Annotated in this window: 17 protein-coding genes and 1 tRNA gene; 10 read left to right on the top strand and 8 right to left on the bottom strand. The window is 62.1% G+C overall.

Annotation, left to right across the window (positions count from 1 at the left end):
- Positions 1–35: 35 nt before the first annotated feature.
- Positions 36–1,013, bottom strand: a complete 978-nt coding sequence (locus ACWF6P_RS25370; protein ID WP_452622935.1) for an isopenicillin N synthase family dioxygenase — start codon at positions 1,011–1,013, stop codon at positions 36–38.
- 15 nt (positions 1,014–1,028) lie between these two features.
- The gene (locus ACWF6P_RS25365; protein WP_452622934.1) at positions 1,029–2,219 is read right to left on the bottom strand and encodes a nitrate ABC transporter substrate-binding protein; all 1,191 of its coding nucleotides are present in this window, start codon (positions 2,217–2,219) and stop codon (positions 1,029–1,031) included.
- Between the two features lie 251 nt (positions 2,220–2,470).
- Between ACWF6P_RS25365 and ACWF6P_RS25360 the strand changes: the two genes are divergently transcribed.
- From ACWF6P_RS25360 to ACWF6P_RS25345, 4 genes are read left to right on the top strand one after another with little or no spacing between them, the layout of a single operon-like run.
- Positions 2,471–3,253, top strand: coding sequence for an ABC transporter ATP-binding protein (locus ACWF6P_RS25360; RefSeq protein WP_452622933.1), 783 nt, complete (start codon positions 2,471–2,473; stop codon positions 3,251–3,253).
- A complete protein-coding gene (locus ACWF6P_RS25355; protein ID WP_452622932.1) occupies positions 3,250–4,155 on the top strand; it encodes an ABC transporter permease in 906 nt (301 codons plus the stop codon). The genes ACWF6P_RS25360 and ACWF6P_RS25355 overlap by 4 nt, the downstream gene beginning before the upstream one ends.
- Positions 4,152–5,222 carry an isopenicillin N synthase family dioxygenase gene (locus ACWF6P_RS25350; protein WP_452622931.1) on the top strand — a complete coding sequence of 357 codons (1,071 nt, stop codon included), beginning with the start codon at positions 4,152–4,154 and terminating at the stop codon, positions 5,220–5,222. The genes ACWF6P_RS25355 and ACWF6P_RS25350 overlap by 4 nt, the downstream gene beginning before the upstream one ends.
- A gap of 60 nt (positions 5,223–5,282) precedes the next feature.
- Positions 5,283–5,927 carry a GntR family transcriptional regulator gene (locus ACWF6P_RS25345; protein ID WP_452622992.1) on the top strand — a complete coding sequence of 215 codons (645 nt, stop codon included), beginning with the start codon at positions 5,283–5,285 and terminating at the stop codon, positions 5,925–5,927.
- 45 nt (positions 5,928–5,972) lie between these two features.
- On the opposite strand, the gene ACWF6P_RS25340 is transcribed toward ACWF6P_RS25345, so the two are convergent.
- A complete protein-coding gene (locus tag ACWF6P_RS25340) occupies positions 5,973–6,749 on the bottom strand; it encodes an esterase/lipase family protein (protein WP_452622930.1) in 777 nt (258 codons plus the stop codon).
- A 73-nt stretch (positions 6,750–6,822) separates the two neighbouring features.
- A tRNA-Met gene (locus ACWF6P_RS25335) sits at positions 6,823–6,896 on the bottom strand.
- Positions 6,897–7,346: 450 nt separating this feature from the next.
- Here ACWF6P_RS25335 and ACWF6P_RS25330 point away from each other — a divergent pair.
- A complete protein-coding gene (locus tag ACWF6P_RS25330; RefSeq protein WP_347872101.1) occupies positions 7,347–7,901 on the top strand; it encodes a transglycosylase family protein in 555 nt (184 codons plus the stop codon).
- Positions 7,902–7,990: 89 nt separating this feature from the next.
- On the opposite strand, the gene ACWF6P_RS25325 is transcribed toward ACWF6P_RS25330, so the two are convergent.
- Positions 7,991–10,906 (bottom strand): UPF0182 family protein, encoded by a 2,916-nt coding sequence (locus ACWF6P_RS25325; RefSeq protein WP_378449221.1) that lies wholly within the window; start codon positions 10,904–10,906, stop codon positions 7,991–7,993.
- A 174-nt stretch (positions 10,907–11,080) separates the two neighbouring features.
- Between ACWF6P_RS25325 and ACWF6P_RS25320 the strand changes: the two genes are divergently transcribed.
- Positions 11,081–11,683, top strand: coding sequence for a PPA1309 family protein (locus ACWF6P_RS25320; RefSeq protein ID WP_019747831.1), 603 nt, complete (start codon positions 11,081–11,083; stop codon positions 11,681–11,683).
- 12 nt (positions 11,684–11,695) lie between these two features.
- Here the strand turns inward: ACWF6P_RS25320 and ACWF6P_RS25315 are convergent, their stop codons facing one another.
- Positions 11,696–12,718 carry a YlbL family protein gene (locus tag ACWF6P_RS25315; protein WP_452622929.1) on the bottom strand — a complete coding sequence of 341 codons (1,023 nt, stop codon included), beginning with the start codon at positions 12,716–12,718 and terminating at the stop codon, positions 11,696–11,698.
- A 123-nt stretch (positions 12,719–12,841) separates the two neighbouring features.
- Between ACWF6P_RS25315 and ACWF6P_RS25310 the strand changes: the two genes are divergently transcribed.
- The 3 genes from ACWF6P_RS25310 to ACWF6P_RS25300 all read left to right on the top strand — a co-directional run bounded on the left by ACWF6P_RS25310 (position 12,842) and on the right by ACWF6P_RS25300 (position 16,621).
- Positions 12,842–14,242: a zinc-dependent metalloprotease gene (locus ACWF6P_RS25310; protein WP_387404105.1), complete on the top strand. Its 1,401-nt coding sequence runs from the start codon at positions 12,842–12,844 to the stop codon at positions 14,240–14,242.
- Positions 14,243–14,343: 101 nt separating this feature from the next.
- Positions 14,344–15,273: a hypothetical protein gene (locus ACWF6P_RS25305; RefSeq protein ID WP_452622928.1), complete on the top strand. Its 930-nt coding sequence runs from the start codon at positions 14,344–14,346 to the stop codon at positions 15,271–15,273.
- 4 nt (positions 15,274–15,277) lie between these two features.
- Entirely contained in the window at positions 15,278–16,621 is a 1,344-nt protein-coding gene (locus tag ACWF6P_RS25300) for an ABC1 kinase family protein (RefSeq protein ID WP_452622927.1), read from the top strand.
- A gap of 5 nt (positions 16,622–16,626) precedes the next feature.
- Here the strand turns inward: ACWF6P_RS25300 and ACWF6P_RS25295 are convergent, their stop codons facing one another.
- Both ACWF6P_RS25295 and ACWF6P_RS25290 read right to left on the bottom strand, forming a co-directional pair.
- Positions 16,627–16,893 (bottom strand): WhiB family transcriptional regulator, encoded by a 267-nt coding sequence (locus ACWF6P_RS25295; RefSeq protein ID WP_269590699.1) that lies wholly within the window; start codon positions 16,891–16,893, stop codon positions 16,627–16,629.
- Positions 16,894–17,463: 570 nt separating this feature from the next.
- The gene (locus ACWF6P_RS25290) at positions 17,464–19,602 is read right to left on the bottom strand and encodes an ATP-dependent DNA helicase UvrD2 (RefSeq protein ID WP_003942300.1); all 2,139 of its coding nucleotides are present in this window, start codon (positions 19,600–19,602) and stop codon (positions 17,464–17,466) included.
- 103 nt (positions 19,603–19,705) lie between these two features.
- On the opposite strand from ACWF6P_RS25290, the gene ACWF6P_RS25285 reads away from it, so the two are divergent.
- On the top strand, positions 19,706–19,963 hold the full coding sequence (locus tag ACWF6P_RS25285) for a mycoredoxin (RefSeq protein ID WP_003942350.1): 258 nt from the start codon (positions 19,706–19,708) through the stop codon (positions 19,961–19,963).
- The last annotated feature ends 29 nt before the right edge of the window (positions 19,964–19,992 follow it).

The raw sequence follows: 19,992 nt of genomic DNA, 5'->3' as shown, positions 1-19,992 counted from the left end.
ATTCTCCTGAAAGTGTGTGACGGAACGGGTGCGGATCAACGTGCGAAGTTCGCGCGTACTCGCTGGTCGATGTAGTCCTCCGCGGTGATCGGAGGGTACTTGCCCGCGGGGCCCTCGATGGTCACGTCGCGGTTCGCCTGAGCGAAGAACGCGAGGCTGTAGCGAGGTCCCCGGTAGTCGGTGACGCCGGGACTCTTCACCCGATGAAAGTTCGACGGCAGGACATCATCACTCCATCTCATCAGCATGTCGCCGATATTGCAGGTGATCGCTTCCTCAGCCGGCACCACCGACGTCCATTCCTGGGTGTCCATCTCCTTGCCCGGGCACAGTTGCAAACCACCCTGACCGTCACGCTGGAAAAGCAATGTCAGGCAATCGAAATCGGTGTGCGCACCGGCGCGCCACATCCCTTCGACATCCGCGTCGGCGGCAAGGGGGAAGTAATGCAGCAGCCGCAGTGTGCTCTGGTAGCTCTCCACCGACGGATCGTGCGCCTTGGTGAAGAAGTCTCGTTCGAATCCCAGCTTCTCGGCGAAGCACGAGAGCAGAGCCATCGCAATGCCCCAGCACTTGGCTTCGAAGTCCAGGATCGTCTCGCGGAACCCGGCTAATTCGTCTGCTGTGGGCCACAGATCTTCCATATGCGGGCGGGTCACCTGGTAGGACTCTTTCTGATCAGGTGTTCCGATGGACGGACGCACCTGCGTCATACTCTCCCAGCCGGAGTTGAAACCCTTCTTGAGCGGATACTGCGCTTTGACCTCGGCGGGGAGCGCAAAGAATCCCTCGGCCGCCGCGAAAGCCTCGCGAACCTGGTCCAGATCGATTCCGTGATTGACGATTTGGAAGAACCCGATGTCGGTCGCTGCCGACCACAACTCCTCGGCGATCTCGCTGCGCCGGTTCTCGAAGTCCGCGAGATCGATTCTTCGGACCTCGCGGTCGGTCGTTTCGGTACCCAGTCCACCCATGCGGGTCTCGCGGTTGAGTTCTGTCATGTCGTAAGTCATTTACTGTCAGCTCCTTCAGCGGATTCCGATGGACGGATCGGTGAACTTGTCGGTGTAGATCTCTTCCGCGGTCAGTGACTGCGGTATCGCCGCACCTCCGGCGATCAGGATGGGCTTGAGTTCTTCGACGGTATGGGCGACTCGGGTCATGTCGAACGTCCCGACGGAGCCGTCCGACTCATTCGCGATCAGGCCTTTCTCTTTCAGGAGCTGGGCACTGAACGCCGCCTCACCCTCGGTGTACGGCGAGAACGACACGTCCTGCGAGACGACGTCGACAATGGCGGCATTCGCAGCATCCGGCGCGGTGATGTAGTCGGCCGTGGCCTGCTGAATAATCGGAACCAGCTTGCTCAAGCACGGCGAGAGTGTCTCGACCTTGTCGGCTCGGACGGAAACATTGGAGGCATAGATGTCGAAACCCGAATCTTTCAGCAGGTCATAGGAAACCGGCTTGTCCCATGCCGGCGTCTCCTTCTCGTACGTGTACGGTTCCGAATTCGCGAATCCTTGCTGAGCAATCGTCGGGTCACCGACAAATCGCGAGGGAGCTCCGTCGTAGCTCGTGTCGAGCTGGGACTGCTTCAGTAGTCCCTTTGCCACGAGCCACTGTGGGAAAAGCTGCTCCTTGGAAACGACGACACTCGCGTCGGACTTACCGATATCGGCAACACTCGTCCAGTCCGGATGAGACTCTTTGTCCCACATGAGGATTGCCGGACTGTATTTGAGCAGTGGAGTAACGGCCACGACGGGCTGACTTGCTGCTGCCGCAATCACCTGATCGCCGTGCACAAGTCCGAGGGTGATCGAATCGTCGACGTACATCTGGGAGCTCACGGACTGGAACCCGATTGCCGGTCCCCCGGCTCGCAAGGTCAGGTCGACTCCGGTGTCCTTCCCTCCCGCAACGAGAGTTCCACTGACCGACTTGTCATCGGTGTCGACCGAGTACCCGGGACCCAGCATCTCGAACAGTGCTCCCATGTCCGACTGTGGCTGCCATTGAAGTTGAACCACAACGTTTTCCGGACAGAGCCCCGCCAGGTTCTGAGCCTCGGCGGCGGGTTCGAGCGATTCGGCTGTGGCCGTTTCGGCTTCACTGGAGCTGCAAGCAGTCAATCCGATGGCCGCACACATGGCCAGTGCCACGCCGGCCACTCCCACACTCTTGCGATTGGAATACACCTTGCGATTCGAATACACAGCGTCTCCTTCGTGAAAACAAATGGGATGGGGGCGAACCAAGAAGGGTGATCCGATGAGCACACTCTGCAGCACTTGGATTACATGCAATCGCCTGGTTGTTTCCATCAGGTAACGCAGGCCACGATTCTCTCCTTACCTGCAATGTCACCTCACATTTACATTCAGCAATCTCGATGACATACATGCAATCCAAGATATGTCGTAGATCTTGAAGAACTTTTGCATGCATTATTGAACCGGAGGCTCAGATGGAACTCGCGAACACGATGCAGGATGTCGACGCTCGCAAACTCACCGCGCCGATGCAGATGGTCTTTTCCGACGTCGTCAAGAAGTTCGACACCGGCACAGTTGCGCTGGACGGCATCGATCTGGACGTGGAGCGGGGAGAGTTTGTCGTCGTGGTCGGACCCTCCGGCTGTGGCAAGTCGACTTTGTTGCGCATGGCGGCCGGCCTCGAACGACCGACGAGCGGTGCCGTTGCCCTCGACACCGAATCAGTAGGCTTCATCTTCCAGGAGCCGACTCTCCTCCCCTGGCGGAATGTGCAGGCCAACGTCGAATTGTCAGCCGAACTCGGTGGCGGCGACAAAGCAGCGCGAAAGTTGCGCGCCGACGAGGCAATCCGCGCGGTAGGCCTTGCGGACTTTGCACAGCAACTGCCCAATGCGTTGTCCGGCGGAATGAAGATGCGTGTGTCGTTGGCTCGCGCCCTCACGCTCGCACCTGCTGTGATGCTCCTCGACGAACCTTTCGGCGCACTCGACGAGATGACCCGCCTGGAGATGCAGGTAGAGCTTCAAAGGTTGTATACCGACAAAGGATTCACCTCGATGTTCATCACGCACTCGGTATCCGAGGCCGTGTACCTCGCAAGCAAGGTGGTTGTGATGACCGCCAGGCCCGGACGAATACATTCAATCGTCGACATCGATTTCCCTTACCCACGTAGCCCGGAACTGCGCTACGACGCCCGCTACACCGAATACGTCGCCGATATCTCGGCCAGTTTGCACGGGAGCCTACGATGACCGAAGTTCTTGCAGTTGGGCGAGGCAACACCACACGCACGACCGCGGTTCGCTCTGATTCTGCGCCCACCATACAAGCAGAGGCACAGACCGGACGGAACTCGCGAATGAGAGCGCTCGGTGCCCTCGTCCTCTATCCGCTGCTCTCCCTTGCCGGCGCGGTCGCTGCCTGGTCGATCGTAAGCTACCTCGTCCTCTCCCCTGAACGTCGGTTTCTCCTCCCGCCACCGAGTCAGGTGCTGACCAAGTCACTGCTCGACTGGAAACACCTCTCTCCCATGCTCGAAGCCCTCGCCGTGACGGCGCAGGTTGCGCTGGTCGGCTTCGTCGTCGCTGTGGCAGTCGGCGTCGGAACCGGCGTGTTGATGAGCCAAGCCAAGTGGATCGAGCGGATCGTCTATCCGTACGCCGTTGTGCTGCAAGTCATTCCCATCCTCGCCATCGTGCCCCTCATCGGCCTCTGGTTCGGCTACGGCATGACCGCTCGTACTCTGGTGTGTGTTCTCATCGCAGCCTTCCCGATCATCACCAACACACACTTCGGATTGCAGTCGGTCGATCGCGGATTGCACGAACTCTTCACCCTCGGACGAGCGTCGCGTTGGGATCGACTGGTGAAACTCGAACTGCGAGCGGCAATGCCGGCCATTCTCACCGGTATCCGTACCGCATCCGGCCTTGTTGTCGTCGGCGCCATCATCGGCGACATGTTCTTCGCCAAAGGACAACCCGGGATCGGAACTCTGCTCGACGTCTACCGAAGCCGCCTTCAGTCCGAGGACCTGATCGCCGCGATCGTGATCGCGTCGGTGTTCGGCGTCCTCGTCTTCTCTGCCTTTGGATTCCTCTCACGTGTGCTCGTCGGCAAGTGGCACACGTCCGGCCGCAAGGACTTTAAATGACCTTCGAACTTCCCGCCTTCGAAATCCCCACCATCGACATCAGCCCGTATCGTCGCGGCGAGCCAACTCTTGCGAACGCCACCAACAGCACTGCCTGTGCTGAGGTCGCAGCTCAACTCGATCGCGCGTGCCGGGACGTCGGCTTCATACAGATTGTCGGGCACAATATTCCACGATCAGCGACCGAGGGGTTGGCCGACGCTCTCGACGAGTTCTTTGCTCTCCCACTTGCGGTGAAAAACGACTATCGCCGCTCCTCGTCCGAGAACCGTGGTTACTCACCACCGAAGTCGGAATCACTCAGTATGAGCCTGGGCGTCGCGTCTGCGAACCAGATGAACGACTTCTACGAAGCGATAGTCGTCGGTACAGAGGTGAGCGACTATCCGGGCGTCGACCTACCCGAGGCCAGCTACGCCGACAACACCTGGCCCGACGCTGCGCCCGGCTTCCGACCGGCAATCGAAGAGTATTTCCGCCAGGCACAGAGTTTGGCACGAATCCTGATGTGCGCCTTCACCGACGCCCTCGGATTGCAGCCCGGGTACTTCGATTCGATGCTCGACCACTCGATCGACGCGATGAAGATGAACAACTACGCACTTCCCGAGGGCGAGATCCGGATCTCCGGCGACATGACGGGAATGGGCGCTCACACCGACTTCGGAATCTTGACCATCCTGTGGGCAGATCAGGTTCCGGGCCTACAAGTTCTGAGTACCGACGGCGTGTGGCACGACGTCCAACCTGCCGACGGCGCACTCTTGATCAACCTCGGTGACGCGATGGCGCGCTGGACGAACGACCGATGGCGCTCGACAGTGCACCGAGTCGACCCGCCGATCGTCGACGGCCAGATCATCCGACGTCGCTCTGCCGCATTCTTTTTCGACGGAAACTACGACGCGGTCATCGAAGCACTGCCAGGAACTCTCGCACCGGGCGAAGTGGGATACCCGCCGATCACGATCGCTGAGAACATCGCGGCCAAGGTGGCCGGACTGAAAGGCACGACGGCGCCCGAGGTCGACCGTCGCAGCGCTGACCGGGTGCGCGCCGCCGGGTGACGGTGCCGGGTAGCGCTCCCGGGTACCGTCGATATCGTGCAGGATCGAAGTGAGGACAAGATGACCACCACCGAACGAGCTTTGCTCACCGAGTCCGTGCACGAGACACTTCGCGAACTGATCTTTTCGGGAGAGCTGGCGCCGGGGACACCACTGAGTGTTCCCGCGCTGGCAAGCAAACTCAATGTCAGTCGCACGCCGGTCCGCGAGGCCGTGCAGCAGTTGATCTACGAGGGCATCGCCGTCCACACCCGAAATGCGGGTGCAAAAGTCGATTCGCTGGACGCGGAGTCGCTGCGCGCTGTTTTCGAGGTGCGTGAGGTACTCGACGGTCTCGCAGCGTTCAACGCGACGGCGAATGCCACTCACGAAACCGTGGCGCAGCTCAGCAAGATGGTGCAGGTGCAACGCGAACTTCTCGAGAGCCCGCCGGATCAGCGTCGGGATTCGAAGCTGGACCTCGAGTTCCACACGTTGATTCGTGAGACGGCATGCAATCACCCACTCAGTGAAGCCCTACACCGTCTGGATGGGCAGTCACATCTCTACCGTTCGGACATGTGGAGCCTCGAGCTCAATCGCCGGATTGCTGTCACCGAGCACGCTCGTATAGTCGCGGCCATCGAATCGGGTGACGCCTTGGGAGCGAGAACAGCCGCGAGCGCGCACGTAGCCGGGCTACTCGTCCGAACGACCCGAGTCTGATGCCGAGACCCTGAAACGCGGACCTGAATCACGGACCCCGAAGCGCTACCGGAAGGACGGGAACAACGTGTCCGGCCACGTGATGTCGCCGTCGTTCTCGTCCACGAAAGTGCCGACACAGTCGCGCTCCAACGCGCTGATCGCTCCCGAGATCACCTCGGGGTGCTCGAGCTCGGTCAGGTGGTCTGCTCCGGTTCCGGAACCGGGAACGCCATCGACGTACACCCGGCACTGGCCCCCGTCCAGCCGACCGTCCGCCCACTCGCCCGAGCTCTGCACCACCGAATAGTAGGCAGGATCAGGAGTGTCCTCTCCGGCATTGAGCTTGGTGAGAACTTCGGAGAACATGCAGGTGTCGTAGCCGTCGGCGGGGCCCTGCACGCAGCCACCGGGGCTGCCGTACTGCGGAGCGCCAATAGCGACGTATGAATCCACGATGTCCGAGCCACCGAAGAATTTCGCGTAATACCGGGCGCTCAGTCCGCCCGCACTGTGCGCGACTACGCCGACGTATGCGGCGTCAGCAGCGTAGGTGCGAATCGACTCGGCGATCAGTTCGGCATCTTCGGCAATCGTTTTGCCGGGTGCATCGACGAAATGCGTCTCGTAGCCCGCATCCTGCAGTGCCTCGTCGAGGGCGCGGTAAGGCGCTTGATGGGCTTCACCTGAGCTGTAGAGCTGCTGGCCCGGAACGATGAAGACCACGCGCTTCCCCGTCTCGACCCATCCACCGGCTGCAGCATTGCTCGCAGAGAGCACCGACGCCGCAATCGCCAGAAAAGCGGTGACGACCGATAACAGGGGCACCTTCGAGAATCGCACGTCGCAACCCTACGACGGCCGCACGCAAAAAAGGACCGCCGCACTGGAATTCAGTACGGCGGTCCTTTTCTAGTAGCGGGGACAGGATTTGAACCTGCGACCTCTGGGTTATGAGCCCAGCGAGCTACCGAGCTGCTCCACCCCGCGATGCATGGACAAAGTTACACGAGCGGATGAACGGAACGCAAATCGCCTGCGCTGGAGTGAAATACACGCCTGAAAGTCGCAAATCCGAGTGACTGGCTTCACAAAATGCCCGTGAGCATCGACACATAACAGGCATGTAACGAACGTACCTCGAAACCGCATCGGAAAGGCTCTACCAGCATAAACACCGAAGTTCGCCGGCGAGAGCAGACCAGAAGGTCCGGAAATTTGCGAATCGACCCTCGTTCAGCGCTCCCGTACGGTCGGTCCCGGCCCGAATCAACCGGGCGAACGCCGACCCGCCGCTGCTCGACTCTGCCCCGCGGGATCGGAACCCCCGAAACCTTCGAGGGGCAGAGACACGGAGAGACAAGCGCCCGGGAAAGCCAGCACCACCGCCGACCCGCAGGCCCGCCGATGTCAGCAAGCGCGGAGAGGATTTACCCCGACATGACGTACACCAGCATCAGCAAGCGTGCACTCGGCACATTGGCAGTAGCCGGCGCACTTGTCGCAGTGCCCCTCACCATCAGCACCGGCACCGCTTCCGCAGCCACCCACAACTGGGACGGCGTCGCACAGTGCGAGAGCGGTGGCGACTGGAACATCAACACCGGCAACGGCTACTACGGCGGCCTGCAGTTCTCGCAGAGCACCTGGACCGCCAACGGCGGCAGCGGCTCGCCCGCCAACGCTTCCAAGGAAGAGCAGATCCGCGTCGCCGAGAACACCCTGCAGAGCCAGGGCCCCGGCGCATGGCCCGTCTGCGGCCAGCGTCTGACCGTCGCGAGCGAGCCCGCAGTCGAAGAAGCTCCCGCAGCAGCACCGGCTCCCGTCGCCGAGGCACCCGCAGTTGCACCCGCCCTCGAGATCCCGGCCGAGCTCAAGCCCGCCGCACAGCAGGCCTACGACACCGCTCGTGACCTAGCCGGCCAGTACGGCTTCGCAGCACAGTTCCAGCAGCTCTCCGATGCCAACGCACCGATCGTTGCAGCACTGCGCTGATTCAGCTCGCACAGTTTCACCTGAGCACACAAGAAGGCCCACCATCCGAACGGATGGTGGGCCTTCTGCTGTTCACGAACTGACGCTGCTTACCTCGGCAGCGCCTGGTACGCGTCAACAGCCTTCTGCAGGCGGTCGAGCGCAGCACCGTAGCTGGTGAAGTCACCGCTCTGTTGCGCCGACTTCAATGCCGCCATTGCCGAATTGACCTCGGCGAGTGCCTTCGTGACGTCGTCCGAAGAAGCCGGCGGGGCCGGTGCCGTCGGAGTTGTCGGCGTTTCCGGTTGCGCTCCGGTATCCGGATCGGGTGCCGGCTGGGTGACCGTCGCTGCCGAACCCGCGCCCGGCCAAATCTGACTGATCGCCTCGGAGACGGTCGGTGCATAACCGATCCGAATGCCGTTGGTGTCGCTGAAGCTCACCAGCACACGCGCCAACTGAGGGAACGCGTTCTGCGAGTTTCGCTGCGAATACAAGGGCTCGACGTAGAGGATTCCGCCCTCGGCAATCGGCAGAGTCAGCAGGTTTCCGTACTGAATCTTGTTCGACTGCTTGAGCAGTGACACTTCCGAAGCAACACGCGAATCCGACGTCATCGCAGACTGAGCCTGCTGTGGACCCTGAGTCTGCGTATCGGTTGGCAACTGCAGCACCGTGAACTTGCCGTAGTTCTCCTTGTCGTTCGCCACCGAAATGTAGGCCGACAGCAACTCACGACTGAACCCGACCATCGGACTGGTCAGACGGAAATCCGCCTTCGCGGTGTCCTTGTCGCCCACCAGCACGTAGTACGGCGGCTGGTTGGCGGTCGTGTCGATCGTCGGATCGCTCGGAACCGACCAGAACGCGTTGTTGGTGAAGAACTCACTCGGATCGTCGACGTGGTACTTCGCCAGCATCTCGCGCTGGACCTTGAACATGTCTTCCGGGTACCGGAAGTGCGCCTGCAGGTCGTCCGAAATTTCGCTCTTCGGCTTGACCGTGTCCGGGAAGACCCCCATCCACGCCTTCAGAACCGGATCCTGCTCGTCGACCTGGTACAGCGTGACGGTGCCGTCGTAGGCATCGACCGTGGCCTTCACGGAGTTGCGGATGTAGGAGAACTCCTGGCGCGGAATGAGGCGCCCGGTCGTCTGGTCGATACTGTCCTCGACCAAACCGTCGAGCGAACTGCGCTGCGCGTACGGGTAGTCCTGGGCTGTGGTGTAGCCGTCGATAATCCACTGCATCTTGCCGTCGACCACTGCGGGGTAAGCAGCGCCGTCAGTCGTCAGCCAAGGCGCGACCTCCTCGACCCTTTCCTTCGGATCACGCTTGAAGATGATCTTGGAGTTCGAGCCGATTGCACTCGAGAACAGGATATTGCGCTCGGTGTACTTCGCCGCGAATGCAAGACGGTTGAACCAGTTGCCGATCGAAACGCCACCCGAGCCTGTGTAGGTGTACTTCGAGGTGTCGGTGTCGTACTCCCGCGGTCCCTCACCGTCGACGGAACCGACGATCGAGTAATCGGCGTCCGACTGACTGATCACCTCGCCGTAGTACGAACGAGGATTGTCCACCTTGAGGTTCTCGTTCTCGGGTGTGGTCGTCAGGTCGCTCACCGAGTAGATCGGGTAACCACCGGTGTTGTTCTGACTGTCGCCCTGCACGGCCGTGACTTCGTTTGCCTGGGCCGCGACGAAGCCGTTGCCATGCGTGTAGACCGTGTGCTTGTTGATCCAGTCCGTCTGGTTCCCGGAAAGGTTGTTCGGCGACAGCTCACGCGCGGCGACAACGAAGTCGCGCAACTGTCCGTCTTGTTCGTAACGGTCGACGTTGAGCGTCTGCGGGAACCCGTAGAAGTTCTTGAGCTGACGCTGAGCGGTGAACGTCGGCGACAGGATCGTCGGATCCAACAATCGCGTGTTCGCGATCGTGGTCCGGTCGGCCGGAACATCCTGGGGCTGCTTGGTGCCGATGCCCGGATAGTCGACGTAGTCGACGTTCTCTTCGGTGATCCCGTACGCCTGACGAGTCGCTTCGATGTTCCGCTCGATGTACGTGCTCTCCTTCTGCGCCGCATTGGGCTTGACGGAGAACTGCTCGACGATCATCGGGTAGACCGCACCGACAAGCACCGACGAGAGAACCAGGAGAGCGACTGCCATGGCCGGTATCCGAAGATCCCGCGTGAAGATCGACGCGAAGAACGCCAAGGCGCAGATGACGGCGATGGACAACAGAATGAGCTTCGCCGGCAGCACCGCATTGATGTCGGTGAAGCCCGGACCGGTGAACGTCGGTTCCTTACGACTGCTCGACATCAACGAGTAACGATCGAACCAGTACGCAACCGCCTTGAGGAGCACGAAGGTTCCGGCGATAACAGCGAGTTGAATACGAGCGGCAGTGGTGAATGTCCCAGCGCGCCCGGCCAATTTGATACCACCGAAAACGTAGTGGGTGATCAGATTTGCCACGAATGCCAGCAGGATCGAGACGAACAACCAGTTCAGAACGAAACGGTAGAACGGCAGATCGAAGGTGTAGAAGCCGACGTCCAGATTGAACTGGGGATCGGTGATGCCGAACTGCTGACCGTTGAGGAACAATTGGATGGTGACCCAGTTGGCCTGCGCGATGAGACCGGACAGGATGCCGATCGCTACCGGAATGATCACGCCGAACAGACGAAGTCGCGACATGACGGTGGTGCGGTAGCGCGCGATCGGATCATTGGGTCCGGAGACCGGGACGAACACCGGACGTGCACGGTACGCGAGAAGCATCGCGAGCCACACGATGGCTCCGACGACAATTCCGACAACGAGGAAGAGAACGAATCGCGTCAGCAGAACCTTGGTGAACACACCACGGAAGCCGACTTCGCCGAACCACAACCAGTCCGTGTACATGCCGATCAGTCGCGGCCCCACGAGCAGCAAGGCCGCCACAACGACAGCCACCACCAACAAGATTCGACTGCGTCTGGACAGAGAGGGTAAACCTGCGGGGGGCCGCATGCCCACGTGCCACGCTCCAAGATTTGGCGACGCCGTGGCGTCGCAACCGATTGCATCGATCACTGCGGCCACGCCCGAGTGGACTTGGCCGTTTCCGACCACTCTACGTAACAACGGTCACGGGTTGACAACACGGAGAGCGGGAAGCCAGGCAGAAGGTGCGAGGATGAACGTGTGAGTGAAGAGAATATGAGCAGATCACCGAGTGCCCTCGCCCGGTGCGTTCATGAAGTAGTCGACCACATCGACGCCGAAGGCTGGGATCAACCGCCGAAGCTGTACGCGTTGGTACCCACCGAAATGCTCGCCGCAGCCGAACCCGGACTGCTGGACCAACTCGCCGAGGGTGCCGAATACACACCGATCGAGCAGGAATCGCTCCCCGAGGACATCATCGGCGGTTCACGGGCACTCGACGAGTTCCTGGCAACGACGCATTGGCCCGAGTCTGTGCAGGGTTGCATCCTGGTGCAGGAAATCGTCGTCCTACCGCCCGAGGCGGAATCGGATCTCGACCACGCCACAGCGCCGGTGTTGACCGATCAGCACGCGGCGGACGAGGTCGCTCGACTGACTGCCAACGCGCATCCCGATCGACGCGAAGCTCGACTGTTCGTCGGCGTGCTGCGTGACGGTCCGTCGCTGTCGCTGTTGCAAATGCGTCCCGACGAGGATGCGGATCCGTACGGCGACCTGGAACTGCTCACCTACGACGGTCTCGCGCCTCACCTCGTGCACGCGCTGTACGCGACGCTCGACGAGGTCGAAGAAGACTGACAGAGACTGCTTTCAGCAGCGGGGCGCGTCGCCGCCGGTGTTGAGGCTCTCCAGTGAGTCCACTGCGCCGGGCAGGTTGTCGACCTTGACGAGTCGAAGCCCGTCCGGCGCATTCTGTTTCGCCTCGTCACAATTCTGGGCCGGCACGAGGAACGTCTCCGCACCTGCTTCGGACGCGGCGATCAACTTGTACCTGATACCGCCGATCGGACCCACTTCACCGGCGGAGTCGATAGTGCCCGTTCCGGCCACGAACTTTCCGCCGTTGAGCTCCCCCGGAGTCAGTTTGTCCACCAAGGCCAGCGTGAACATCAGTCCGGCAGAAGGCCCACCGATGTCGGCGAGGTTGAACTGCACAGTGAAGGGGACGTCCGGGACCTCGTTGGGCGTGACGCCGAGGTAACCCGATTCGGGCTTGTTGGGCCGCGCCCCGACGGTGACCGGCACAACGGTCTCCACGCCCGCGCGAATGACGGTGACGTTGATCGGAGTGCCGGGAGCAATCGCCCCGACCGTGTCCTGAACGCCGCTGATCGTGGTGACCGGAGTGTCACCGATCTTGACCAGGACATCACCTTCTTGCAGCGCACCCGCAGCGGGACCATCGGGGGTCACCTTCGAAACAGTCAGTGCCACCGGCTTGCCGAGAAAGTGGAGTGCGGCCAACTCGGCACTGTCCTCGGACTGCTGGAAGTCGGCGGTGTTGGCCTGCTGGATCTCTTCCTTCGACTTCTCGGGCGGATAGATCTCCGAGCGCGGGACGAGTCCGTTGCTGCCACTCGCCCACAGTCCGAATGCCTCGAAGATGTTGAGGCCGTCGCGAACAGACACCGTTGTCATGTTGAGGTTGCCGTCGGTGGGATCGACCTCGGCCCCCTGGATGTCGACAACGGGCTTACCGTCGACGTCGCCGAGCGTGTTGAAGGTGGGGCCCGGACCGAGCGCGACATAAGGAACAGTGACCATTGTTCCGACGACTCCCAACACGACGATGGGTGCGAGTGCGGCCAAGAGCGTCACTATCCGTCGATTCACCTGATCCAGAGTAAAGCGCGAAGGCGCCGGAGCACCGATCGCACCGCCTGAGCGCCGTGCGTGTTCGCCGTCAGCGTGACTCGGAGGGCGACTCCGACCGCTCGAGCCTTGTACCGTTGAGGTATGAGCAATATGCCGTTCGGCTTCTCCAACTCCGACGACGATCCCGATCGCGACAAGAACGCGGCGGGTGGCAATCCGTTCGGGGGTGGTGACATGCCGTTCGGGTTCGGCGCGGGCGGTGAGGGATTCGATCCGGCTCAACTCGGCCAGATGCTCACCCAGTTCGGTCAGATGCTGAGCGGAATGGGCTCGTCGATGGGCCAGGGCGGTTCGTCCGGCCCGGTGAACTACGACATCGCCAAGAAGCTGGCACGCCAACAGATCGGATCGGTCACACCGATCACCGAGGGCAACGTCAAGGCGATCGCCGACGCAGCGCATCTGGCAGAGATGTGGCTGGACGCCGCGACAACGCTCCCCGCCGGAGCGAGCCGCACCCTCGCCTGGACTCCGAACGACTGGCTCGACAACACGATCGACACGTGGAAGCGACTCTGTGATCCGGTAGCCGAGAAGGTAGCTGGCATGTGGGTCCAGGGACTTCCTGCCGAAGCGCAGCAGATGGCGGGCCCGATGCTGGGCATGCTCGGCCAGATGGGCGGACTCGCGTTCGGCTCGCAATTGGGCCAGGCACTTGGCCAACTGTCCACCGAGGTGCTCTCCTCCACGGACATCGGCTTGCCCCTCGGACCCGAAGGCACCGCGGCCCTCCTCCCCGCTGCGGTTCAGGCTTTCAGTGAGGGTCTCGAACAGCCGCATCAGGAAGTTCTCGTGTTCCTCGCCGCGCGGGAAGCAGCTCATCAGCGCCTCTACAGTCACGTTCCGTGGCTGCGCCAGCGCGTCCTCGCGACAGTCGAGGAGTACGCCCGCGGGATCACGATGGACTTCTCGGCGATGGAAGAATTCGCCAAGGACCTCGACCCGTCTGCTCTCACCGATCCGAGCAAGCTCGAAGCGCTGATGCAGCAGGGCACGTTCGAGCCGCAGAACACACCGGAGCAGAAGGCCGCTCTCGAGCGTCTCGAGACACTGCTTGCGCTGGTCGAGGGTTGGGTGGAGACGGTTGTCACCGCCGCACTCGGCGAGCGACTGCCCGGTGTCGCCGCGATGAGCGAGACGCTGCGGCGTCGCCGTGCCACCGGTGGACCGGCCGAACAGACCTTTGCGACGCTCGTCGGACTGGAACTTCGTCCTCGTAAGGTCCGTGAAGCGGCCGGATTGTGGCAGAAGCTCACTGCGGAAGCCGGTATGGATACTCGTGACGGCGTCTGGTCACATCCCGACCTCATGCCCGATTCGAGCGATCTCGACGCACCGGACGGATTTGTCGCCCGTGTCCTCGGCGGCGGCGAAGCCGGCAATTTCGACGACCCGATCGCCCAGCTCGAAGCCGTCGAGGCAAAAGAGCGTGCGGCTGAGGCAGCGATGGACAAGACCCGTGAGGACGACGAAGAGAAGTAATTCCTTCTCGATACATTTTCGCAGTTCAGCCAAGCTGACGGCCTGTGGATAACTGCCGCTGAAGGGGACTCGCCGGCCGCGCGTCATGCCAGCATCGAGCGATGACCGGTGACACGCAGAACAGCGCGATACACGACAGCACGACCCAGAACACACAGCGATCCGTGGGACCCCGATGGGATCCGCGGATCGCTGTTCTGTCACGCCCGGACGGTCGGCTGCAGCTGGGATGGACACCCGGACGCGCCGTCCTGCTGACGCTGCCTGTCGGGGTCGATGCGCGGGCGGTGAAGTCGATCCTTCGCACGATGGACGGCTCGAGATCCCGCGCCACCATCCTCTGGGAAGCGTCGAAGCGCGGGATTTCGACGTCGGTGACGGAGGCGTTGCTCGAGCAACTCGCCGATTCCGGATTCGTCCGCACTGCCGGCACAAGCGCCGCGTCCGTCCGGATCCACGGCGCCGGCCCGCTCTCGGACGCCGTCGACCGCGCCCTCGTCACCGGCGGGATCACCACGCGACGTTCGCGCGGGTATCGCAATACCGACGTCGTGCGCACGTGGAACGAACAACTGGTGGTCTTGGCCGACGACGTCGTCACAGATCCTCGCTTGGTCAGCGATCTCGTTCGATGCGGACTCCCCCACCTTTCCGTCCGCATCCGGGACGGCAACGGTGTGGTCGGCCCTCTAGTCCTGCCGGGTCAGTCGAGTTGCCTGCGGTGCGCCGACATCATCCGATCCGAACTCGACCCTCATTGGCTTCATCTGTCCGCACAGCTACTCGGCAGCGCGGGCCACGCGGAATCGGCGATGATCCACGCAAGTGTCGCGCTGGCACTGGCCGAGATCGACGCGGCTCTCGGTGTGGTGGACCGGCGCGGTGCTTCATCCGCAGCCAGTCTGTCGTCGACGCTCGAGATCGCGCTCCGTCCGTATCGAATCACAACGAGGCGCTGGCCTCGGCAAATATCCTGCAGTTGCCAATACCTGGCACCTGTTTCGGGCAAAGGACGCCCCAGTCAGACATGATGGTGTGGTGTCCGAGATCCCACGTAAGAGTTCTGCCCGTACTGCCAAACTCGCGAGCATCCCCCTGGGGATGGCCGGTCGCGCCGCCATGGGCTTCGGACGCAAGCTCGCCGGCGGCGACAAAGGAGAGATCGACGCACAGTTGAGCGCGAAGGCTGCCGAGCAATTGTTCGCGGTGCTGGGCGAACTCAAGGGCGGCGCGATGAAGCTGGGGCAAGCGCTCAGCGTCATGGAGGCGGCTATTCCGGAGGAATTCGCGGAACCGTACCGCGAGTCGCTGAACAAGCTCCAGGCCGCTGCCCCGCCGCTGCCGACCAAGCAAGTACACAAGATGCTCGACCAGCAACTCGGAACCAAGTGGCGCGATCGATTCCAGTCGTTCGACGACGAACCGACCGCGTCGGCAAGCATCGGGCAGGTTCACCGAGCCGTCTGGGCGGACGGCCGTGACGTAGCCGTGAAAGTTCAGTACCCCGGCGCCGACGAAGCTCTTCGCGCCGATCTCAAGACCTTGGGCAGATTTGCCGGCCTGTTCGGTTCGGTCATGCCCGGTGTCGACGTGCGACCTGTGATCGAGGAGTTCACCGCCCGCACGGAGGAAGAACTCGACTATCGGATCGAGGCGAACAATCAGCGAGCGTTCGCGAAAGAATTCGACGGGGATCCGCAGTTCGTGATCCCGCACGTCGTTGCGAGCGCGCCGAAAGTAGTCGTGACCGAATGGATGACGGCAACCCCGTTGACCAGAATCATCGAGAGTGGAACGCCGGATCAGCGCAATGCTGCCGGTGCGCTACTCGCCGAGTTCCACTTCGCGTCTCCGGCACGCGTCGGCTTGCTCCACTGTGATCCGCACCCCGGCAACTTCATGCTTCTCGAGGACGGCCGACTCGGCGTCATCGACTTCGGTGCTGCAGCGCCGTTCCCGAACGGACTGCCACGGGTTCTCGGGTCGATGGTGCGCTTGGCGGTCGAGGAACAATTCGACGAGTTGACGGAGTTGTTGCGCGCCAACGGTTTCGTGATTCCCGGGCGCACGGTGACCGACAAGGAGATCGCAGATTACCTGCGCCCGTTCACCGACCCGATCCAGACCGAGTCATTTCACTTCACTCGGTCCTGGCTGCAAAAGGCCGCCGGAACCGCCACTGACTTCAACAGTGCGCAATTTCGAACGGCCCGTGCACTCAACCTTCCGGCCGAGTATTTGATGATCTTCCGTGTTCTTCTCGGTTCGGTCGGCATATGCGCCCAGTTGGACGCATATGCCCCGTACATGGAAATCCTGACTCGTTGGTTGCCAGGGTTCGCGGAGCCGGTTCTGGATGAAACCAGCTCCGCCGAATAGAGCTCTCACGCGCACACGAGTTGCTTGCGTGGGCGCCCCCTCGGCCTCTTGCGCGCTATGACGGCCCCCTGATCGAGGATCTCGCCTCCCCACACCCCCCAGGGCTCGGCGCGGTCGAGAGCCGCACTGAGACAACGGGAACGGATGGGGCACTGCGCGCACAGTGCCTTGGCCTGCTCGAGTTCGGCAGGAGCTTCGGCGAACCAGAGATCGGGGTTGGATGCCCGGCACGGCAGGTCGCGGCGGGTGGAGGCGACCTCGATGAATGTCACTGCAGCCGAAGTGACGTCGGTGGATGTTGCTGCAGTGGTGGAGTTTTCGGATTCCACGCGGATTGTCTGGGCAGACAACTCGGTCTCCTAGTGCTCGGATGCGAAACTGTGTCGCACGATATGGGTTCGATGGGTGCGAACCTGAGCCGAGTCGGAAACCAGATCAAGAGGGGTATCCAACACAAAGGCCACGGTCCGCAGGGGCTGCGGGTCCGTGGCCGTAAGTGAACGGATGTGTCCTACCGAGAAATACCTCGATGGCTTAAGAACACGGACTCGACAGCTGCTTTCTTTGCTGCTGCTTGAGGGCGCAGGCGGAACGCATGCTGCGCCCATCCCGCTGCACGCGGCAGCATGGGGGCGGCAACAGCGAACTTTGCGCTTGCGCACGCTTCGTAAGAGATCAAGTTCGTCATTTATTTGCCACCTCCATTTCGTGTCGGTCCGGATAGTTTCTGCGCACAGGTTGCCCCGTACCACTGAAAACCAGAGTAGAGAATCTCTCGAATCTGCACAACCTATTTTTGACCTGCGGTTATGTAACTCACGGTTGTCGATTCAGATGTGTTGTCAGATATCGAGTGTTGCCGCTCGCAGTTCACCGCGAATGACAGCAAGTACGTCTTCGCCGAAATTGTCGAGTTTCTTCGGCCCGATTCCGGGAATCGAGACCAGTCCACGATTGTCTTGTGGTCGTTGTTCGGCAATAGCCATCAGTGTGTTGTCACTGAAGACGACATAGGCCGGAACTTTGAGTTCACGGGATTTGTCCAGACGCCAGGCCTTGAGATGTTCGAGCAATTCCAGGTCGACATTGGACGGGCACTTCTCGCAGCGTCCGAGCATTGTCGCCGACGTCCCGATCAGCGGTTTACCGCACACGCGGCAGCGCGGACGCTTCTTGTTTCCCGACGACGGCGCGGCGACGCGCGAGGCAGGCGAGTCCTCCGGGATGAGTCCGTTGAGGAACCTCGACCGGCGACGGGACTTGCGTCCACCCTCGTTGCGGGCCAGCGCCCACGACAGCTGCAGATGCTCACGAGCGCGGGTCACCCCCACGTAGAGAAGTCGACGCTCCTCCTCCACCGCGACGTCGTCGGCGCCCGAATTGGCGTCGCCGAGAACGTGTTGGATCGGCAGGGTGCCGTCGTTGAGGCCGACCAGGAACACCGCATCCCATTCGAGTCCCTTGGCCGCGTGGAGCGAAGCCAGCGTCACGCCCTGCACTGTCGGTGGGTGCCGCGCCTCGGCTCGGGCCGTGAGCTCTTGCAGGAGCCCGGTGAGCGTGAGTTCGGGTTCGTGGACGAGTTGTTCTTCGGTCAGCGCCACGAGAGCCGAGAGCGACGCCCAGCGTTCGCGTGCCTGCGTACCCGAAGGCTCCTCGTTGGTCAGGCCGAGCGGAGCGAGTACGGCGCGAACGAGTGAGACCAGCGCTTCGCCGTTGTCTGCACCTTCGGGGAGGTCGTCGCGTCCGGCAGCCTGGCGCAGCGCCGCCACTGCCTGACGGACCTCGGTACGGGTGAAGAAGCCCTCTCCACCGCGCACCTGGAACGGGATGCCGAGCTTGGTGAGCGCCTGCTCGTGCGCCTCGGACTGGGCATTGATCCGGTACAGAACAGCGATCTCGGCGGCGGGGGTGCCTGCCGCGATCAGCCGTTTGATCGCCCGCGCAACGCCGAGCGCCTCGGCCGGCTCGTCGTCGAACTCCATGAACTCCGGCTCGGGTCCCGGTGCGCGCTGCCCGATCAGCTGCAGACGCGTCCCGGCGATCCGCCCGCGCGCCGCACCGATCACGCGGTTCGCCAACGACACGACCTCAGGTGTGGAGCGGTAGTCACGTTCGAGCCGGACGACAGTCGCCTCGGGGAACTTGCGGGAGAAGTCCAACAGATAGTTCGGGGTGGCGCCGGTGAAGGAGTAGATGGTCTGATTCGCATCGCCCACCACGGTCAGGTCGTCGCGGTCCCCCAGCCAGGCGTCGAGCACACGCTGCTGGAGCGGCGTGACGTCCTGATACTCGTCCACGACGAAGCAGCGATACCGCTCGCGGAACTCGTCGGCGACCGTCGAATGCTCTTCGAGAGCTGCCGCTGTGTGAAGTAGGAGATCGTCGAAGTCCAGGAGCATGCCGTCCTGGCCGCGCGCCTTCAGCTCTTCGTATGCCGCATAAACCTGGGCCACCTTGGTGGCGTCGACCGGTGCCTCACGGCGAATCTTGGCGATCGCTCGTGGGTAGTCCTCCGGCGCGATCAGCGAAGCCTTCGACCATTCGATTTCGCTGGCGAGGTCCCGGACGCTTTCCGTGCTGGTGGACAATCCCACCCGAGCTGCGGCGCTACTGACAACTGCGAACTTTCGGTCGAGCAGACGCCAGGGCGTGTCACCGACAACCTGCGGCCAGAAGTACTTCAGTTGCCGGAGAGCAGCGGCGTGAAAGGTTCGAGCCTGGACCTGCGGCCCACTCCCGCCGACGCCCAGCTCACGGAGACGCCCACGCATTTCCCCGGCCGCACGAGCTGTGAATGTCACCGCAAGTACCTGACCGGCCGACACATGGCCGTCGGCAACCAGATGAGCGATCCGACGTGTAATGGTGCGGGTTTTGCCTGTTCCAGCGCCCGCGAGGACGCACACCGGGCCGCGTGGCGCGAGCACGGCGGCCGATTGTTCTGGATCCAGTCCGGTGTCCGCAGGCATGGGCACCATCATGGCAGGACGTTCCGACACTCCAATCGCCGCGCCCGACGGTATGTGGGCAAGAGAACACGGGCCGATACGGAACAACGCTCTCGGTCGTGGTGTTATATCGGCCGTGACTTCTACCGAAAACGCGCCTGCCCTGACCATCTACTCGACCACGTGGTGCGGCTACTGCCGCCGCCTCAAGACGCAGCTCAACGCGTCGGGGATCGAGTACACCGAGATCGACATCGAGAACGATCCGGCAGCAGCTGACTTTGTCGGCAGCGTCAACGGTGGCAATCATGTCGTTCCGACCGTGAAGTACGGCGACGGCAGCGTCGCGACCAACCCGTCGCTCAACCAGGTCAAGCAGGCCCTGGGTCTGTAGGTCTTCTCCGGCTGCTACTTGACCCAGCC

This window comes from Rhodococcus sp. NPDC055024 (genome assembly GCF_053608585.1).
This window is presented reverse-complemented; position numbering and strand designations above follow the sequence as displayed.